Genomic DNA, 19,061 nt, shown 5'->3' on the forward strand with positions numbered 1-19,061 from the left:
GCGCGCCGCCTCGACGTTCGACGTCGTCAACCACTCCTCTCAGTCTTCAGGCCTCAGGATCACGCCTTCGGCCTCCCCATCGAGCAAAATCAGCTTTGCCAAGCCGAAAAATCTTCACCCAAGTACCGACCGAGCGAAGATACCCGCTCTGAGTACAATGCATCGAGAATCCGACGCAATGAGGGGCGCAAGGGAACGCCATCACCCTCAAACTTCCGCTCTTGCAAAACAGCGCGATCCTCTTCGCCGAACCGGGCGCCTGAAACTCCAAGATGAGCTAAGCAGCAATTGGCGACGGCGACAGCGTCCTCCGCCAAGCTCTCGTAACGGACAACTAGCAAGCGTTCCGCACCAAAGACTGACCGCCAGTTACGAATGCAGGATTCATAGTCGCCTCGCCCTAATGAGCCACTCGACCGGAAATGATCAATAAACCACTCGTCTGACGCCTCCTCGTGGGTCATTTCCGCACGCGCAAGCGCCATGCGCGCCGATGACCAAGCCCGCTCCCGAGGATCGCGAATCATATAAATCAAGCGCAGGTCTGGCGCGAACGCCCCGACCTCACGAATGACATCAAGCGGCAAAAAACTGTAAGCAGGCGTGATGTCGCCATTGGTTCGCGTCGCATCGGAAAAAATGTCAGAGTACCAGGCAAGGCCGCGAGCACGATGCACATCCCAAAAATGTACCTCCTTCCCGCCAGGAAACGCCACGGAAGGATGGCGGGATAACGCGTGATACAACCATGTCGTACCACACTTTTGTGCACCAATGCCCAAGAACTTCAACATAAGGAGGCCTGCCGTCGCTTTTGAATAATTGTCAAAACTCACATTTTGTGAGCGTGCGGATTCTACCCGAAGTGTATGGGACACTCCACCTAACATAGGCCACCGCATCATCGCCGCGTCGCAATATCACCTTCCAGAGGGTTGTCAATCTTCCACGATAACGGCTCGTTCTCTGACAAATTCCAAATCGAGTGTGGTTGCAATATCACTCGCGACATCGAGGATCTATGGCAGCACGGACTTGCACGAGAATGCTCGGTCAGTCGCTGGTGTGCAACCTTGCCTTATCTCCAACCGATACTATAGCAACATCGCCCGGGATTTCTTTGATTTTCCCCTGATCAATCAGAATTTGCAGAAGATCGATAGATTTTTCAATATTCGAAAAATCTATAGCATCCGCATCAGCAATGCTGCAAATATCATAATCCCACCACTGCAGCCTCAAAAGTTTATCGATCGTTTCATCTGAAAACCGCTTTCTAAGAACGCGTTGAGGCGTTCCAACGACAATCTCATACTGATTGACATCACGCGTAACAATCGTATTACTTCCGACTACCGCCCCATCTCCAATTCTTACGCCCGCCATGATTACTGCGCCAGTTCCTATCCAAACATCATTTCCAATCGCAACATTACGATTGACGTTGTCGTTATATTGCGGCAAAGACCTGGACAAGACTGCCGGGTGTGTGGAAAGCCAGTTTGTTGGGTGCCTGTTCGGAGAAATGGTAACTCTTGGGGCTATCGAGCAATATCTTCCTATCGTGGCATGCTTTATATTCGTACCCTCATTGGAGTATGTCCACGCTCCAATTTTCACACCACCTTCCAGGCTTGTTTCATTAAGATTAACAGCATACCCGACTTCAATTCGAGTATGCTTTCCCACGCAATTATTAAACACAGCTGCTACGCGCCGCTTCGCATTCTGAATATCTGACATAGAACGCTATTCTCTATTATCGTTGAGTCGACCACATATTGGTCTCGGAATAGTCATTGTATTACAGACGCGCCGCAAATGTTTCGCCGGCTGCAACCTTATCAACAGGAGCCCTTTCATGACAATGCCGCGATCGCATGATCAGTGACGTTGGGAAACGGAAACATCGGACGCCCGATCTGCTGGATCGCGCCGGCGTGACGCCAATTGAGCGGTAGTTCGGGCACGACGTCGCTCGCGTTTTTGTACAGATTCAGTGGCACTTTCGCGAGTACGATCCCAACGCTCCCGTTTGTGCTCAGCCGCGACGGCTCGAATCCGTAGACGGCCGACGGCGGATTCCCGCCGATCACTATTGCCGCCGCGGCCATGATCGCGATCGCCGCATCGAGCGAATGCCCGACAAGCGTCACCGGCCGACCGTCGATCGCGGCGAGCACATCGACGGTGATCGCTCCCCACGCCTTCCAGAAGCCATGGCGCACCTGGCCGATGACGATCACGTCGATCGGATGCGCATCCAGATCGGCCACCACGCAATCGAGGTTGTCGGTACCGGGGAAAGCGACGATGAGGCCACCGGCCGTCTGCCGCACGATCGCGCGCGAGGCGCTGTCCGCGTTACCGATATCCGGCTTTGCGGAATACGCCTCCTGCGCTAGCAGCACATAATCGCGCGGGGTCATGGCTCGATCTCCGGGAGATCTACCGTCTGGCCGGCGAGCGCATGCGTGCAGTCAGCGAGGTATTGAATGCGTCCGTCTCGCACGAACGAATGGTAGACGCACTCCTCCCGGTTGTCGTCCCATGGGTAGAGGCAGCAGTGACGGTGCGAACGTCGGCCTATCCATGCTGCCGTTCCACTGCCACATGGGCCGACTGTTGGGCCGGCCATCCTCGAGATAGACGATGCGTAGCATGTCGCAGTCCGGGCACTCGAACAGCATCGACCGCGTGCCGTTGTCGTGCTTCTGCTCTTCGAGCTTCATTGCAGCGGCGCGCCAGCGAGCGACGTCGACGCAGCGGCCGAAGCCGGCGACATGCGAGTCGGCACAGAGCACGCACGACGCGTGCGCCCCCCTCCCAGGTGTCGATCATCGATTGCGCGTTAGTCTGAATTTTTGAGACTGATGCGACGATCGAGTCGATCTTTTCGTCCTGCCTTTGAAGGTGCTCTCTCACGGCCTCGTCGCTCGCGTCGATACGCCTCTCAAGTCTTGAAAAGCGCCTCTCTCCTGCACGGAACCGCTCATCGACGCGTGCGTTTCCCGATACGTTGTCGGTCATTCATCCCCCAGAAGTGGAAAAGCCGCCCGAAGGCGGCTGTGCATGGTCTTACGCGAAGCGGATCAACTACCGGCGCACAAAAACTGAACTGAATCCGTGCCGGTGCCCGTGAACGTGATCGACGTGCCAGAACTCTGGCTCACCTTCACCGCATTCGCGGCGGTCGTATCGTTAGCGGTGCAGGTGTAGGTCGACGCGGACGAGAAAACCGCCGATCCGCTGAGCGTGACCGTCGCTGAGCCAGACGCCAGCGCGACGGTGCCTTGGACCATGTGCGGAGCGTTCACGCCGGTACCGGTCGTGCTGTAGAGCGGCATCGCGCCGGTACCGGTCGACGAGAGCGTCGTGAAGCGCCCAGTATTCGCCGTCGTCGCGCCTATGGCCGGCGGCGAAGCCAGGTAGTTCGAGAAGCCCGGTCCGCTCACGGTGCTCGACGCCGACAGCGTCGTGAATGCTCCCGTGCTCGGCGTGTTGAGCCCGATGGCCGTCGAATCGAGGCCGCCCGTGAATGTCGAGGAAGTCGCGTTGATATTGAGCGCAGCCGTCGAGTTCGGAACGATTGTGAGGGGAAACTTGTTGTGCGTCCCTTCGCGGACATAGAAGTTTCCGCCAGACGATAGATTCCATGACCACGTCTCGCCGCCGAGATTCCATGTGATCTGATTGCCCTCCGATCCAGCGAGTACGACGCCACCGCCGTAGAACGTTGTCGGCGGAGTCGTCCCGGCCCCGATGCTAAACGCATCCGCCTGTCCGTTGCGGAACATGGTCTGCAAATAAGCGCCTGGGCCGGTCACCGTCTGCGTGAAGACATAGCGGTTGTTCACATAGTCAGTCCCCATCCACAGATGCTGCTCGGCTGTCGGGTTTGCCGACATCGTCACGCCGAGAAAAGAATTGTTTGTGCTGGACGGCCGATACAGCGTCAGGTTGGTGTCATAGCCTGCGGTGCCGCTCGAGTTGAGTCCCTGCAGCACCATCGTATTGACGTAGTCCGACTTCACCGCAACGCCGTCGTTCACAGTAGTATCGGGTGCCGCGATGAAACCGCCCATCGACGTCGTTGCGATGAACTTTGCGTTACTCGTTCCGGTCCCCCCCAGCACGAGAACGTTGTTCGCATTGTTGCTTACCGTGATGACGTCGCGGCCGTTCGAGACACTCAGGCCGTTCGCGATCGCCGGGGAATTCGAGAGCACCACGGCCCCCGTCCCAGTGGCGGTCGCCGTGCCAGTGCCACCGGACGCGATGGGGAGCGGAGACGACAGACCGGTGATCGTCCCGCCAGAAATGCTGGCGCTTCCAGCGATGAGCGTCGGCACGGTCAGCGAGCCGCCATTGAGCGGCAAGACATTCGAGAAGGCGTTGTTGAGCTGTTGCGCGGTCAGTAGCTGACCGGTCACGAATCCGGGTAGGCTTTGACCCAGCGCGAAATTCGCGCTAACCGCCAGATAGAACAGCACGCAACCGAACGATCGAAAAAAACTGTTTTTCATAGCTCGATCACCACGAGATTTCTTGCACGGCAGCGACGGTCGTAGCCGCTGCAATTTGAGCCTTCAGGGCTTGCTTGCGCTGGAACGCAGCCCAGCCGCGATCGAGCATCGCCTGGTACAACTCGCTGAGATCCGAGAGCGTGAACGGTACCTGCGTATTGTCGACTGCAACCCAGTAGAAACCGGCGGGCACACTACCAGCCAGCGCATAGCCCTGCGTAGCTTGCATCAGTACCAACTGGCTGCCGGGATCAGCCTGAAACGATTCAGTCGCGCCTGCAGCAGTCTTGAACGAGACCGGCTCCATGATCGCGGCCGCATACGCGGCATTGACGATGGAGATCTGGCCCGCTTGGGCCTGCTCCAGAAGCTGAGCGCTGCTCGCCTCGACGGCGCTACTATCGGCAATGGCACAGGCCAGCGGATTGGCGGCCTGACTCTGGGTGCAGATGATCGCTCCCTCGGGAATCGTACCATCCGCCGTCGATCCGGATCCGGTGATTTGCCCCGCTGCGTTCGCGAAAACGTAATATCCGATGCTCATTGGACTGCCTCAAAAATCAGGGATTCGGAACGAACATTGCCTGCACGTGCATCCCCATTGCCACGCCTGGCGCAGTGGATTGCGTCGTCGGTTGCAGGGTGACAGTCACCGTTTGTCCGGCGAGGATCGGCGCGCACCCCATTTGAGACTACGATGAAATCGTCGAGTCACCGGACGTATTCGCGCCGTTGATCAACAGGGTCACATTCAACACAGATGCAGATGTGCCAGCGACGTTCAATGCCCCAACGGCGGCGCTGGCTACTGGAACAAGATCCGGGTCGACTTTCCGGCTGCCTACGATCGCATGACGAAGCTGGAGCGCCTGATCGGCGCGTCCATATGCCGGCACAAGGGCAAGCGGACACATTTGGACGAACTCCCGCCAGACGTAGGCCGCTACGACGACGAGCCGAAGATCGAATGCGGCATTTTTTGCGAACTGGCGGAGACGGAGCTTGAAGGAGCAAATCATGGATAACTCCGCATCCCCTGTCGAGCAGCCCGCACCGATCACGGCGCAAGACGCTCTCGCAGCAATCGAGACGTTCGAAATCGTCGGCGAAAACAATTCGTCGCGCGCCCCGAACGCTGACGATCGCTTCATCCTGAGCGAATTCATCGCGCATCTGTTTGGCGGATACCCTGTCAAGCAGCCCGCAGCAGCGCCGATCGACGAACGGAGCCGTGAGTTCGCCGCAGTTGATATGTTCGCGGCCACGATGAAGGACAAGCTTGATGACGCCCGCACCAAAGGCCGAAGTGGCTGGGAGCAATGCGATCCTGCCGAGCTATCGCGGATGCTGCGCGAGCACGTCGGGAAAGGTGATCCGCGTGACGTGGCGAACCTCTGCATGTTCCTGTGGGCGCTGGGCAAACCCATTACCGCACCCTCGCCGGCGGACGAGCGGGCGGCGTTCGAATGGCCGACGCTTCCCCTGCTCCCGGAGGCAGTCATCACGAGTTCCGATGGCAAAGCGGTCTTCACTGCGCACCAGATGCAGGGATACGCAAACGCGTATGGCGAAATGGTTCGTATCCGAGCTGCATCTGCCAACGAGACGGGGGGCGGAAGGGGCGATCGACGGACTGCTGCCGTGTCCCTTTTGCGGCGGCGAACCGAGGTGCATGACGCTCAACGACGAAGCCAACTTCGGCGGCGATCTGATCGTCTGTACGAAATGCGATTGCAGCACGCACGTCGAATTCGGTGAGAAGTTGGGACTTGTCGACGCGCGGAATAGCCGCGTCGCACACTCCCGCTCGCCCGCTATGGCGGCGGAAGCGGTGGCATGGCAAGTCGTATGGCCCGGTAAGGCCGCAACGGAGACGTGGCATTCGGTGTTCGTCAACGAGCGTGACACGCTTCACTCGGCTGAACAGCATGACGGCGCAGTTGTCACACCGCTCTACGCCTCCCCGCAGCCGCCCGCGCTGGAGGTGAGGCATGACCGTCTACGTCGACGACATGTATCTGCGCACGATTGGCGAACTCAAAACGAGGAGCGGCCGCGTCTACAAGATGTCGCACCTCATCGCCGATACCTCCGAGGAGCTTCTGGCCATGGTGCGTGAGATCGGCACCAATCCGAAATGGATTCAGCACGCCGGCACGCGCGACGAGCACTACGACATCGCGATCAGCAAGCGCGCCACCGCTATCGCCGCTGGCACGGTCGCGATTACCTTCGAGCAGTGTGGCCCGATGAACAAGCGGCGCAAAGTTACCGGATCGCTCGGCTCACCGGCCGATGCCGTCGAGTGGCTCGAGCAATTCGTTGCCAACCGCCGTGCTGCACGTGAAGCAGCGAAGCCGGTCGTAGGAGAGACATCGTGATCAATGGTTTCTATCTGGAGGACAGTCGCAGCTTTGTCGGCAATGGTGGTGGACGCAGAACGGCAACGGCTATACGACCGACCTGCGCAAGGCGCACGTCTATACCCGGGGACAGACGCAGGCGGCCCATAACGCGCACGAAACCGATATTCCGGGGCCGAAGGATTACATCGACTCGAAGTAGCGGCCAGCCGTCGACGTCCAGCATATCAAGCGCGAAGGCACTCGCTGGAACCGGAATCACGCTGACGAAGCCTCGAAAACAGCATTCCAACCGCGTGCACTGCATGGGATCCGGCCGCTACTCACTCGACTGCCCAAACTGTGGCGCGGATAACCGCCCGTGAAAGAACGCCCGATTTTGTTCAACGGCCCGATGGTGCACGCCATCCTCGAAGGAGGCAAGACGCAGACGCGGTGCGAATTTTGGATGCCGCCCGAAGCATCACTTGAATTGGTCTTGAAACAGCTCCAGCAAAATCACGATCACGAGCCAAATAAGCGGCCCAAATGCGATCAGCAGCGTCAATCCGAGTCGCTTGCGCATCCGATACTTCCGGAAGCACCAGAACATGAAGACGCTAAAGACGAGCCATATTGCGGCCAATCCAAGAAGCAGATAGATCGCAAGACCCGCCGCACAGCTACCGTCACCGCACGCGTATGCAATCCTCGGGATAATCAATGCGAGACAGGGCACGAAACATAAGAGCCGGGCTGCATGAGGTGCGACACCCATATCGAATTTGAATGCAATGGACATGACCCGCGAGGACATTCGATTCATGTTATTCGTAGCGACAAGGCTACTCTACTGAGAAGTTCTTGGTCACTTCAACCTGGATGGCAAACATGCCGTCTTCCATCACACGCGGCTCGCAGTTCATCTCGTACCCACGCATCACAAATTTGTTCTGTATTGCTTCAACGCACCTTTTGAGGCAGGACGGATCCTAGCATGGACCTATCAAAAGGCAAGCGCGTGAGTGCGAAGGAGGCCACCGGTGGTTCCGCTGGACGTTCGAGCGCGTCATCGAAGACGTACGTATCCGAAAAACAAAACTCATCCCTGCAGGACTTTCTGCGCGCGAAGCTGACGATTTGGGCCGTAAATGGGACGTCGAAGTATACGCAATTGCCACGGGAGCACGCAAACCGATCGTAACGATTGGCGAATGCGTCCGAATCCACGTTACTGACACGGGTTCCGAATGGAAAGACCTCAAGGGTAGGCTACGGGGTCTTAACAAAGTACGCCCCCGAGTATGAAGATCAGGATGCGCTTAACCTGTACGACTGGTCGATTCGGTTCGCCGGATTGATGCGTGCGAATTCACTGAGCCAGCATGGAAAATCAAGGACGAGTGGATTAAGGCTCGCCGGAAGTCAGGCCACTTGGGGGTGAGGTTTCACGATCTCCGCCATAGCGCCGCCTCAGAAATGATCAATACCGGCATCGACCTGTATACGGTCTCTTAGGTACCGGGACACGAGACGACTACGTCGACCAAGCGATACGCTCACCTGGTGACCGACCGCCTCGCAGAAACCGTCAAGAAGATCGGACGGTCGTGATCCAGTTGCACGAATCGGGCAGAAAAAACCACACCCTTAGCGTAAGGGTGCCCCGTTCGGAGCAGCCCAAATCGCCCGAAACCATTGTGGCGGAAGGCAGCCAGAGTCGAACTGACCCGGGAGTGTCTGACACCCCCAACTGGATTTGAAGTCCAGCCGTACCACCGGATACGAATGCCTTCCGTCGTGGGAAAAAACAAAGAACAACGAGCGCCTACGCCTGAATACCCGCCCAACCGCTGTCAGGCCGCAGGAAGTGAAGATCGCGGTGGAAGCGAGTATACCCAACCCGGTCGAAGAACTCGAGAATCTGGATCGCACGCTTGCGGCCCAGCCCCGTCGCGTCGCGGAACGTCGCGGCATCGAGCCCGCCGTCGCGCGACGGCGCGAGATGCGCAACCAGTTCCGCGAGTTCGCGCACGACGTCCGCGTGATAGAACAGGTCGCGCACGACCTGGTGCACGTCGCCGCGCCGTGCGAGCTTGCGCAGCAAGGTACGCACCGCGTCCTCGGCCGCCCCCGTGTCGCGGGCCAGGTCGCGCACCCATGGCGGATCGAAGCGCCCCGCATGAATCAGCGGCAGCAGTTGCTGCGCCAGCGCTTCCTCGCGCGGCTCGAGGCTCACCGAATGCGACGGCAAGTGCAGCCACGGCCCGCTTCGCGCCACTTCGCCGCCGGTCACCAGCGCATCGACGAGCGCGCGCCACAGCGCATCGCCGGCGAGCGGCGCCGCCATCCGCCGCAGCCGCGCGGCGTCGAGCCCCTGCTCGTCGGGCATGCGCTCGTGATACGCGCGCAGCGTATCGATCGCCCGCGTCTGCAGCGCACGCCAGTGCGCATGGGCAATCACCGCGCCGTCATTCGATGCGGCATCGCGCTGCCCGATCGCCAGCGCGTCATCCGGCAAAACCAGCGCGTTCGGCGCGAAACCCGTCAGATGCGTGAGCATCGCGCGCGGGACGCCGAGCGGCGCCTGCGCGAGCAGCGCATCGAGACGCCCTGCGTCGAGCCATTCGGCCAGCGCGTCGAGCCACGCGCGGCGCTGGGGCGTACGACGCTTGCGCGCCGGCCCGAACGGGTCGAGCACGCGGCCGCCGCCGACCGTGCGCGTCGCCTGCGGATTGCGGACGATGAACCGGTCGCCCGGCAACGCAAACACCGGCTCGTCGAATACCAGTTGCACGCGCATCCGCTGGCCGGCCGCAAGCGTATCGCCGTCGAGCAGCGCGACATGCGCGACGCGATGCAGCGTGCCGAGATGCACGTGCAGCGGTGCCCAGTGCGTGAGCGTCAGCCCCGCATCCGCGAGCAGCGTCAATTCGACGTCGAGACGCGGCGACGTCGCGACGAGCCGCGCATCGGCCACGGTATCGCCGCGCTCGACATCGGCCTTGTCGACCCCGGCCAGGTTCAGTGCGCAACGCTCGCCCGCGCGGCCGGACTCGACCGGCCGGTTCTGCGCATGGATGCTGCGCACGCGCGCCGCGCCGCCCGTGCGCACGATCGCGAGCGTATCGCCGGTCGCGACGCGGCCCGCGAACGCGGTGCCCGTCACGACGGTGCCCTGCCCCGTGAGCGTAAACACACGATCGACCGCGAGCCGGAACAGCCCGTCGTCGCGGCGGGCGCGCCACGCGATCGCCGCGTCGGCCAGGTGACGCTTCAACGCGGCGACACCCGGATCGTCCACGGCCGTCGCCCGCGTTTCGAAGATCGGCACGCCGGCCAGCGTCGAATCGTTCAGCCATGCGGCGATCTCGTCGCGCACCTCGGCCACGCGCGCGGTGTCAACGCGATCGCACTTCGTCAGCGCGACGGCGCCATGCGTGACGCCGAGCAGTTGCAGGATCGCGAGATGCTCGCGCGTCTGCGGCATCACGCCGTCGTCGGCGGCAATCACGAGCAGCGCGAAGTCGATCCCGCACGCGCCGGCCGCCATCGTGTGAATCAGCTTCTCGTGGCCCGGCACGTCAATCAGGCCGAGCACGTCGCCGTTGTCGAGCGGCGTATACGCATAACCGAGTTCGATCGAGATGCCGCGCGCCTTCTCTTCCTTCAGACGGTCGGTATCGACGCCCGTCAGCGCGCGCACCAGCGTCGTCTTGCCGTGGTCGATGTGTCCGGCGGTACCGACGATCATGCAGCGGGCCCCGCGAGCGGTACGCATTGCGCGATGAACGCCGCCTCGTCGGCCGCTTCGAGGCAGCGCAGGTCGAGCCGCAGCGCGTTGTCGGCCACGCGGCCGATCACCGGGCGCGGCCATTCGCGCAGCCGCTTCTCGAGCTGCGCGAGCGCGCGGCCGCCGCGCTTGCCGTCCGCCGTGCGCACGACGAGCCCGGCGCTCGGCAGCTGGTCGACCGGCAGCGCACCGCTGCCGATCTGGCTGAACATCGGCTCGACCGCTACGTCGAAACCGCCGCCGAGCGCGGCCTGCAGCGCCGGACGCACGCGTTCGGCGGCCTCGGCGATCTCGCCGTGCGGGCGCGTCAGCAGGCGCAGTGTCGTGAGCCGGTCGCGCAGGAACTCGGGGGACTGGTAGAGGCGCAGCACGGGTTCGAGCGCCGCGAGCGTCAGCTTGCCGACGCGCAGCGCGCGCTTGAGCGGATGTTTCTTGATCTTCGCGATCAGCGCGCGATCGCCGACGATCAGGCCGGCCTGCGGCCCGCCAAGCAGCTTGTCGCCGCTGAACGTGACAACGTTTGCGCCGGCGGCCACGGTTTCCTGCACGGTCGTCTCGTGCGGCAGGCCCCATTGCGTCAGGTCGGCGAGCGTGCCGCTGCCGAGATCGACGGCGACCGGCAGCCCGTGCTCGCGCGCGAGCGGCGCGAGTTCGGCGAGCGACGTCTCCTTCGTGAAGCCGCTGATCGCGTAGTTGCTGCAGTGCACCTTCATCAGCAGCGCGGTGCGCGGGCCGATCGCCTCCGCGTAGTCGCGCAGATGGGTGCGGTTGGTCGTGCCGACTTCGCGCAGCCTGGCGCCGGCGCGGCTCATGATGTCGGGGATGCGGAATGCGCCGCCGATCTCGACCAGCTCGCCGCGCGACACGACGACTTCCCGCTTCGTCGCCAGCGCCGACAGCGCCAGCAGCACGGCCGCCGCGTTGTTGTTGACGACGGTCGCGGCTTCCGCGCCCGTCAGTTCGCACAGCAGATCGTCGATCAGGTCGTCGCGATCGCCGCGGCGGCCCGTGGCGAGGTCGAATTCGAGGTTGACGGGGCGCGTGAGCGCGTCGACCACCGCGCGCACCGCGTCGTCGGGCAACAGCGCGCGCCCGAGGTTCGTGTGCAGCACGGTGCCGGTCAGGTTGAACACGGTGCGCACCGCGCCCGCGCTCTGCGCGGCCAGCGCGCGCGCGACGGCCGCGGCGATGCGCGGTTCGTCGAGCGGTTCGGCCCCCGCCGGATCGTGCTGCGCGGCGGTACGCCAGCGTTCGAGCTCCGCGCGCACCGCGTTCAGCACGCGCGTGCGGCCGTAGTCGGCGAGCAGCGGTTGCAGCGGCGCCGACGACAGCACGCGCTCGACCGACGGCACACGCGCCAGCACGGCATTCAGTTCATTCAAACCGGGTTCGGTCACGTCGTGGTGGCTCCAGTCTCATGCTTCGCAGTCGGCCGGCGCCGGCGCTCGCGCGCCGCCCCGGCCGATGTCGTCAATCCGCTTCCCGCGCGACGTCCGGCCACAGCAGCGGGTTCGGCGAACTGCGCTGGTAACCGGCCTCGTTCATCAGCAGGTCGAGCGTGAGGCTCGCGAGATCGTCCGCCAGCGGCTCGAACTCGTAGTCCTTGTCCTGATAACCGATCTTGCGATAGGTCTTGCACTCGTCGCACGATTCGGCCTTGACGGCTTCGCTGCCGCCCTCGATCCCGTGATACGCGATGCCTTTCGTCGAATCGCAGTGCGAGCACTTCGTGCGCACCATGTGCCACTCGGTCGTGCACAGCCCGCACTGCAGGAAACGGTAGCCCTGGTACTGCCCGCCGACCCGCACGACGCTCGCGACCGGGTGCGTGCCGCACACGGGGCACAGCCCCGGCTGGTCGAGATACGGGACGTCGGCCGGCGCAACGCAGCTTGCGAGATCCGTCCAGACGACCTGCAGCGCGGCCATCAGGAACGGCGCGGTGGCCGGGTCGACTTCGGCGAAGCGCAGCGCGAGGATCGCGTCGGCCTGCGCGTCGAGTTCGGCGGGCGCCATCAGGCGCAGCCGGTCGAGCAGCTTCGCGAGCTGCGGGTTGACGAGCCCGGCGCCTTCGACGCGGTCGAGCAGTTCGTACAGCACGGCACGCCATTGCGGGTTGCGCTCGCCGTCGAGCGCCGGTATGAGCGGCATCGAATGCTGCTGCGCGAGCGCGATCGCTTCCTTCGACGGCAGCGGCAGTTCCAGCGTCTGCAGCGTCGCGTGCTGCGCATCGGCGACGGTGGCCATCAGCCGCAGGTAGCCGCTGATCGGGTTCAGGTCGGCCAGCTTGCGCAGCCGCGCGGCGCGCGCCGAAAACGCGGTGGCGCGCTCCGGCAGGCGAAAGCGCGGGATGGCCGAATGATCGAGTGTCGAGATCTCGGTCGGTTCGAGGATGCGTTGTGTCACAAAAATGTCTTCCAAATAAACAAGCGCCGACGCATCGGCGCTTTCGGGCGATTCCGGCGGTTGGCGGAACGGCCCGCCGCAACTGGCGAGCCGCCCCGCTCCGGTGCGTTATTTCACGCTTTCACGGAACCACTTCGGGTGATGCTTGCGAGCCCAGCCCAACGTGACGGTGCCGCGCACCATCGCGCCGATCGAGCCCTTCACCCACAACGCCGCGTAAATGTGCACGATGATGCTCGCGATCAGCACGAAGGCCGCCACGGCATGCACGACAGCGGCCGCGCGGATCACCCCGATCGGGAAGTAGAACGAGAAGTAACGCCGCCAGATCACGACTCCCGACAGCAGGAGCAGCAACAGGCACGCCACCAGCGTGAAGAATAGCAGCTTCTGCCCGGCGTTATAGCGCCCGACGGGCGGCAGCTTGTCTTCCTGGTTGGTCAGCACGTCGCCGATCTGCTTCAGCCATTGGCGGTCGTCCGCATCGAGCGCGTTGTGGTGCCAGAAGCGCACGACCAGGATCGCGAACGACACGAACATCACGAGGCCGACGAACGGATGCAGGATCCGCGTCCACTGGCCGCCGCCGAACAGCGCGGTCAGCCAGAACATCGACGGATGAAACAGCGCGAGCCCGGACAGCGCGAGCAGCACGAACGTGATCGCGGTGATCCAGTGGTTCGTGCGCTCGTTCGGCGTGTAGCGGACGATCAGGTTGGGGTCGTCGTGGTTCATTTCGCGTCCTCCTTGATGCGTCGCGCCTCGTCGCGCGCGGCCGATTCTTCCTCTTCGCTCACCTCGTTCGGACCGACCCGGACATAGTGGAAGAACCCGGCGAGCGCGGTCAGCGCGATGCCGGCCACCGCGAGCGGTTTCGCGATGCCCTTCCACAGCTTCACCATCGGGCTGATCGACGGGTTGTCGGGCAGCCCGTGGTACAGCGACGGTTTATCGGCATGGTGCAGCACGTACATCACGTGCGTGCCGCCCACGCCCTGCGGGTCGTACAGCCCCGCATGCTCGAAGCCGCGCTCCTTCAGGTCCTCGATCCGCTCCGCCGCGTGCTGCTTCATGTCCTCCTTGGTGCCGAACACGATCGCGCCCGTCGGGCAGGTCTTCACGCAGGCCGGTTCCTGGCCGACCGCGACGCGATCGGAACAGAGCGTGCACTTGTACGCGCGATGATCCTTCTTCGAGATCCGCGGAACGTTGAACGGGCAGCCGGTCACGCAATAGCCGCAACCGATGCAGTTCTCCTCGTGGAAATCGACGATCCCGTTGTTGTACTGCACGATCGCGCCCGGCGACGGGCACGCCTTCAGGCAGCCCGGATCCTCGCAGTGCATGCAGCCGTCCTTGCGGATCAGCCACTCGAGGTCGCCCGCCGGGTTCTCGTATTCGGCGAACCGCATCACCGTCCACGAGTGCTCGGAGAGATCGGCCGGGTTGTCGTACACGCCGACGTTGGTGCCGACTTCGTCGCGCAGGTCGTTCCACTCCATGCACGCCGTCTGGCATGCCTTGCAGCCGATGCACTTCGATACGTCGATCAGCTTCGCGACGCTCCCGGTCACCGGTTCGCGCACCGTGGGCGGTGGCGTCGTGGTGGCCGAGACGCGCTTGATATCCAGCGATTGCAATGCCATCTCTTTCCCCTTACGCCTTTTCGACCTTCACCAGGAACGACTTGAATTCCGGTGTATAGGAGTTGCCGTCACCCACGGACGGAGTCAGGGTATTCGCGAGATAGCCGGGCTTCGTCAGACCCTTGAAGCCCCAGTGCAACGGGACACCGACCGTCTGGACCTTCTTGCCGTCGACCATCAGCGGCTTGATCCGCTTCGTGACGAGAGCGACCGCGATGATGTAGCCGCGCTTGGACGACACCTTCACGCGCTCGCCATGCGCGACGCCGACTTCCTTCGCGAGGTCTTCGCCGATCTCGACGAATTGCTCGGGCTGGATGATCGCGTTCAGCCGCGCATGCTTGGTCCAGTAGTGGAAATGCTCGGTCAGCCGGTACGTGGTCGCCGCGTGCGGGAACTCCGGTGCCTGGCCGAACGACGCCCGATCGTCCGGGAACACGCGGGCGGCCGGGTTGTTCAGCGCCAGCGGGTTGTTCGGGTGCAGCGGGTTCGTGCCGATCGGCGTTTCGAACGGCTCGTAGTGCTCGGGGAACGGGCCTTCGTTCATCCCCGCACGCGCGAAGAAGCGCGCGACACCTTCCGGATTCATGATGAACGGCCCCATCCCGTTTTCGGGTGGTTCGTCCGCCTTGAAATCGGGGATGTCGGCGCCCTTCCACGCGCTGCCGTTCCAGCCGATCAGCTTGCGGGTCGGGTCGAACGGCTTGCCGCTCACGTCGCACGATGCGCGGTTGTACAGGATCCGCCGGTTCGCCGGCCAGGCCCACGCCCAGTTCAGCGTCTGGCCGATGCCGGTCGGATCGGAGTTGTCGCGCCGGCCCATCTGGTTGCCGGCCTGCGTCCAGGCTCCGCAGAAGATCCAGCAGCCGCTCGCGGTCGTCCCGTCGTCCTTCAGTTGCGCGAACGCGGCCAGCTGCTCGCCCTTCTTCACGAGCGTCTTGGCCGGGTCCTTCGGATCGGGCAGATCGGCGAGCGCACGGCCGTTGAACTCCATCGCGAGCTCTTCGGGCGTCGGGCTTTCCGGGTTCGCGTACGGCCACGTCAGGTTGACGATCGGGTCCGGATACTTGCCGCCGTCCGTCTGGTACATCTTGCGCATGCGCAGGAACAGCCCCGACATGATCTCGAGGTCGCTACGCGCTTCGCCCGGCGGCTCCGCACCCTTCCAGTGCCATTGCAGCACGCGGCTCGAACTCACGAGCGAACCGTTTTCCTCCGCAAAACACGTGGTGGGCAGACGGAACACCTCGGTCTGGATCTTCGACGCGTCGACGTCGTTGTAGTCGCCGTGATGCTTCCAGAACTCGGACGTCTCGGTCGCGAGCGGATCCATGATCACGAGCCACTTGAGCTTCGCGAGCCCTGCCGCCGTCTTCACCTTCGACGGCGCCGCCGCGAGCGGGTTGAAGCCCTGGCAGATGTAGCCGTTCATCTTGCCGGCATTCATCAGCTCGATCGCCTGCAGCAGGTCGTACTGCTTGTCCAGCTTCGGCAGGTAGTCGTAGGCCCAGTTGTTCTCGGCGGTCGCCGCGTCGCCCCACCAGGACTTCATGAAGCTGACGTGGAAGGCCTTGTAGTTCTTCCAGTAGCTCAACTGGTTCGGCCGCAGCGGCTGCTGCACGCGCTTCTTGATGTAGCCGTCGAAATCCTGCTCGGCCTGCATCGGCAGCGTCATGTAGCCCGGCAGCAGGTTCGACATCAGCCCGAGGTCGGTCAACCCCTGGATGTTCGAGTGGCCGCGCAGCGCGTTCATCCCGCCGCCGGCGATGCCGATGTTGCCGAGCAGCAGCTGCACCATCGCGCCGGTGCGGATGATCTGCGCGCCGATCGAGTGGTGCGTCCAGCCGAGCGCGTACAGCACCGTGCCGGCGCGGCCGGGAACGGCGGTGGTCGCGAGCATCTCGCACACCTTCAGGAACTTCTCCTTCGGCGTGCCGCAGACCTGCTGGACCATGTCCGCCGTATAGCGCGCGTAGTGCTGCTTCAGCAGGTTGTATACACAGCGCGGATGCTGCAGCGTCGGATCGACCTTCGCGAAGCCGTCGTCGCCGCGCTCGTAGTCCCAGCTCGATTTGTCCGGGTATGCGTGTTTCTCGGCGTCGTAGCCGGAATAGATGCCGTCGTTGAACGCGAAATCCTCGCGCACGATGAACGAGAAGTCCGTGTAGTTCTTCACGTACTCATGCTGGATCTTGTCGTTCGTCAGCAGATAGTTGATCACACCGCCCAGGAAGACGATGTCGGTGCCGGTGCGGATCGGCGCGTAGTAGTCGGCCACCGAGGCCGTACGCGTAAAGCGCGGGTCGACGACGATCAGCCGCGCCTTGCGGTGCGCCTTCGCCTCCGTTACCCACTTGAAACCGCACGGATGGGCCTCGGCTGCATTGCCGCCCATCACGAGAATCACGTCCGCGTTCTTGATGTCGACCCAATGGTTCGTCATCGCTCCACGGCCAAACGTCGGGGCAAGACCTGCCACCGTCGGGCCATGTCAGACACGCGCCTGATTGTCGAATGCGAGCATCCCGAGACTGCGGACCGTCTTGTGCGTCAGGTAGCCGACCTCGTTGCTGCCCGCCGACGCGGCCAGCATGCCGGTCGTCAGCCAGCGGTTGACCTTCGCACCGTCCTCCGCCGTCTCGACGAAGTTCGCGTCGCGGTCGGCCTTCATCAGCTTCGCGATACGGTCGAGCGCGTCGTTCCACGAGATCGGTTCCCACTTGTCCGAGCCGGGCGCGCGATACTCGGGGTGCGTCAGGCGGTTCGGGCTGTGGATGAAGTCGATCAGGCTCGCGCCCTTCGGGCACAGCGTGCCGCGATTGACGGGATGGTCGGGATCGCCTTCGATGTGGATGATGCTCGGCTGCGCGTTCTTCGCGCCGTCTCCGAGGCTGTACATCAGGATGCCGCAACCCACTGAACAGTATGGACAGGTGTTGCGCGTTTCGACGGTGCGCGCCAGCTTGTACTGTCGGACTTCGGCGAGCGCTTCGGACGGAGAGAAGCCCATCAGGGCTAGACTCGATCCGGCAAGCGACGTAGCCGTCACCTTCAGGAACTGGCGCCGGGACATTTGGAGCATGGCTGGTCTCGGCGTTATTGTGGGGGTGAGGAAACTGAAAGGAATTATAGACAGTTCGCGCAACTATGTTCGAATCTTCGGATCAATACTGAATTGTCTGATTACCAACGATGACCCGCGTTCCGCGCGCCACCGAACCGTCATGAAACGACAGATCACCTCCGAAGCCACCCGTCTCGCGCAACAACAGGCCAACTGGGCCCTCACGGCGTTCAAGCGCTTCTCGGCCGACCGTTGCTCCGCGATGGCCGCGGGCATTGCATTCTTCTCCGCATTCTCGCTCGCGCCGATGCTCGTGATGGTGATTGCCGTGGCCGGCTGGTTCTACGGCGACGACGCCGCGCGCGGCCAGGTCTTCGAACAGGCGCACCAGCTGATCGGCGACGACGCGGCGGCCAGCATCCAGACGATCGTGCAGAACGCGCACCGCGCGGGCGAGCGCGGCGGCCTCGCGACCCTGATCTCGTTCGCCGCGCTGGCCATCGGCGCGTCGGCCACCTTCGCGTCGCTCAGCGCCGCGCTCAGCGTGATCTGGCCGGCCACCGAGAACCGCTGGTCGAGCATGCTCGGGCTCGTGCGCGTGCGGCTGATCTCGTTCGGGCTCGTGCTCGGCGTCGCGTTCCTGCTGATCGTGTCGCTCGTGCTCGACACCGCGATCACGTTCGTCGGCACCTGGCTGCTGGGCAATTCGCCGTACGTGGTCGTCACGAACCTCGTGCAGTTCTTCGTCGGCATCGCCGTGCTCGCGGCCGCGTTCGCATCGCTGATGAAGTTCCTGCCCGATGCGCGCGTCGCGTGGCGCGACGCCGCGATCGGCGGCATCGTGTCCGCGATCCTGTTCTCGGGCGGCAAGAAACTGTTCGCGCTGTACCTCGCGCACGCGGGCACCGCCAGTGCATTCGGCGCGGCCGGATCGTTCGCGGTCCTGCTGATGTGGCTGTACTTCTCCGCGATCGTGCTGCTGCTCGGCGCGGAATTCGCGGCGGCCCGCGGCAACGCGCATCGTCTCGCCGGTACCGCACCGGCCGCGTCCGCTCAAGCCGACCGGCCCGTCGATCGCATGCGCGACGACTGATTCACGCTGTTCGCAACGTCGCGGCGCGGCCCCGCACACCCGTCTGCGTTCCTGCAACCACGCAGTCCGCCGCGCATTCGCGTGATGTTGATACGTCCTTTGCATGCCCCGGCTTCGTTGCCGCAACCGCAAACGTTTGCAAGCATCCATTTCCGTCCGCCAACGTGCCAAAACAGGCTGCCTGCCGCAAT

General features: G+C 63.1%; 17 protein-coding genes and 1 tRNA gene. 4 read left to right on the plus strand and 14 right to left on the minus strand.

Annotated elements, in window-relative coordinates:
- Positions 1–89: 89 nt before the first annotated feature.
- From APZ15_RS39500 to APZ15_RS41030, 7 genes are all read right to left on the minus strand, one after another.
- Entirely contained in the window at positions 90–836 is a 747-nt protein-coding gene (locus APZ15_RS39500; protein WP_158605825.1) for a sulfotransferase domain-containing protein, read from the minus strand.
- Positions 837–1,053: 217 nt separating this feature from the next.
- Positions 1,054–1,743, minus strand: a complete 690-nt coding sequence (locus APZ15_RS42710; RefSeq protein WP_080981998.1) for a CatB-related O-acetyltransferase — start codon at positions 1,741–1,743, stop codon at positions 1,054–1,056.
- Between the two features lie 116 nt (positions 1,744–1,859).
- Positions 1,860–2,429: a lipase family protein gene (locus tag APZ15_RS19275; protein ID WP_027791175.1), complete on the minus strand. Its 570-nt coding sequence runs from the start codon at positions 2,427–2,429 to the stop codon at positions 1,860–1,862.
- A 51-nt stretch (positions 2,430–2,480) separates the two neighbouring features.
- Positions 2,481–2,732: a ubiquitination-like system serine protease family protein gene (locus tag APZ15_RS42210; RefSeq protein ID WP_226153229.1), complete on the minus strand. Its 252-nt coding sequence runs from the start codon at positions 2,730–2,732 to the stop codon at positions 2,481–2,483.
- A gap of 360 nt (positions 2,733–3,092) precedes the next feature.
- On the minus strand, positions 3,093–4,526 hold the full coding sequence (locus tag APZ15_RS42215) for a hypothetical protein (protein ID WP_226153230.1): 1,434 nt from the start codon (positions 4,524–4,526) through the stop codon (positions 3,093–3,095).
- Between the two features lie 7 nt (positions 4,527–4,533).
- Positions 4,534–5,070, minus strand: a complete 537-nt coding sequence (locus APZ15_RS19290) for a DUF4376 domain-containing protein (protein WP_027791172.1) — start codon at positions 5,068–5,070, stop codon at positions 4,534–4,536.
- 148 nt (positions 5,071–5,218) lie between these two features.
- Positions 5,219–5,545, minus strand: a complete 327-nt coding sequence (locus APZ15_RS41030; protein WP_138143383.1) for a hypothetical protein — start codon at positions 5,543–5,545, stop codon at positions 5,219–5,221.
- Between APZ15_RS41030 and APZ15_RS42220 the strand changes: the two genes are divergently transcribed.
- The 3 genes from APZ15_RS42220 (at position 5,544) to APZ15_RS41035 (ending at position 7,616) form a co-directional block, all read left to right on the plus strand.
- On the plus strand, positions 5,544–6,284 hold the full coding sequence (locus APZ15_RS42220) for a hypothetical protein (RefSeq protein WP_057056470.1): 741 nt from the start codon (positions 5,544–5,546) through the stop codon (positions 6,282–6,284). The two genes, APZ15_RS41030 and APZ15_RS42220, sit on opposite strands and share 2 nt — an antisense overlap.
- A gap of 233 nt (positions 6,285–6,517) precedes the next feature.
- On the plus strand, positions 6,518–6,907 hold the full coding sequence (locus tag APZ15_RS19300; RefSeq protein ID WP_027791171.1) for a DUF4031 domain-containing protein: 390 nt from the start codon (positions 6,518–6,520) through the stop codon (positions 6,905–6,907).
- Positions 6,908–7,250: 343 nt separating this feature from the next.
- A complete protein-coding gene (locus APZ15_RS41035) occupies positions 7,251–7,616 on the plus strand; it encodes a hypothetical protein (RefSeq protein ID WP_099318702.1) in 366 nt (121 codons plus the stop codon).
- Between the two features lie 953 nt (positions 7,617–8,569).
- Here the strand turns inward: APZ15_RS41035 and APZ15_RS19310 are convergent.
- The 7 genes from APZ15_RS19310 to fdnG all read right to left on the minus strand — a co-directional run bounded on the left by APZ15_RS19310 (position 8,570) and on the right by fdnG (position 17,795).
- Positions 8,570–8,665 (minus strand) — tRNA-Sec (locus APZ15_RS19310).
- Positions 8,666–8,696: 31 nt separating this feature from the next.
- Positions 8,697–10,622, minus strand: coding sequence for a selenocysteine-specific translation elongation factor (gene selB, locus APZ15_RS19315; RefSeq protein ID WP_027791169.1), 1,926 nt, complete (start codon positions 10,620–10,622; stop codon positions 8,697–8,699).
- Positions 10,619–12,058 carry an L-seryl-tRNA(Sec) selenium transferase gene (selA, locus tag APZ15_RS19320; RefSeq protein WP_027791168.1) on the minus strand — a complete coding sequence of 480 codons (1,440 nt, stop codon included), beginning with the start codon at positions 12,056–12,058 and terminating at the stop codon, positions 10,619–10,621. The genes selB and selA overlap by 4 nt, the downstream gene beginning before the upstream one ends.
- 73 nt (positions 12,059–12,131) lie before the next feature.
- A complete protein-coding gene (gene fdhE, locus APZ15_RS19325; RefSeq protein WP_027791167.1) occupies positions 12,132–13,067 on the minus strand; it encodes a formate dehydrogenase accessory protein FdhE in 936 nt (311 codons plus the stop codon).
- Positions 13,068–13,175: 108 nt separating this feature from the next.
- The gene (locus APZ15_RS19330; RefSeq protein ID WP_021162866.1) at positions 13,176–13,802 is read right to left on the minus strand and encodes a formate dehydrogenase subunit gamma; all 627 of its coding nucleotides are present in this window, start codon (positions 13,800–13,802) and stop codon (positions 13,176–13,178) included.
- A complete protein-coding gene (gene fdxH / locus APZ15_RS19335; protein WP_027791166.1) occupies positions 13,799–14,713 on the minus strand; it encodes a formate dehydrogenase subunit beta in 915 nt (304 codons plus the stop codon). The genes APZ15_RS19330 and fdxH overlap by 4 nt, the downstream gene beginning before the upstream one ends.
- Before the next feature lie 10 nt (positions 14,714–14,723).
- Positions 14,724–17,795 carry a formate dehydrogenase-N subunit alpha gene (gene fdnG / locus APZ15_RS19340; protein ID WP_080982985.1) on the minus strand — a complete coding sequence of 1,024 codons (3,072 nt, stop codon included), beginning with the start codon at positions 17,793–17,795 and terminating at the stop codon, positions 14,724–14,726.
- 142 nt (positions 17,796–17,937) lie between these two features.
- Between fdnG and APZ15_RS19350 the strand changes: the two genes are divergently transcribed.
- On the plus strand, positions 17,938–18,870 hold the full coding sequence (locus APZ15_RS19350) for a YihY/virulence factor BrkB family protein (protein WP_027791163.1): 933 nt from the start codon (positions 17,938–17,940) through the stop codon (positions 18,868–18,870).
- Positions 18,871–19,061 lie beyond the last annotated feature (191 nt).

It is taken from the genome of Burkholderia cepacia ATCC 25416, assembly GCF_001411495.1.
Classification (GTDB): domain Bacteria; phylum Pseudomonadota; class Gammaproteobacteria; order Burkholderiales; family Burkholderiaceae; genus Burkholderia; species Burkholderia cepacia.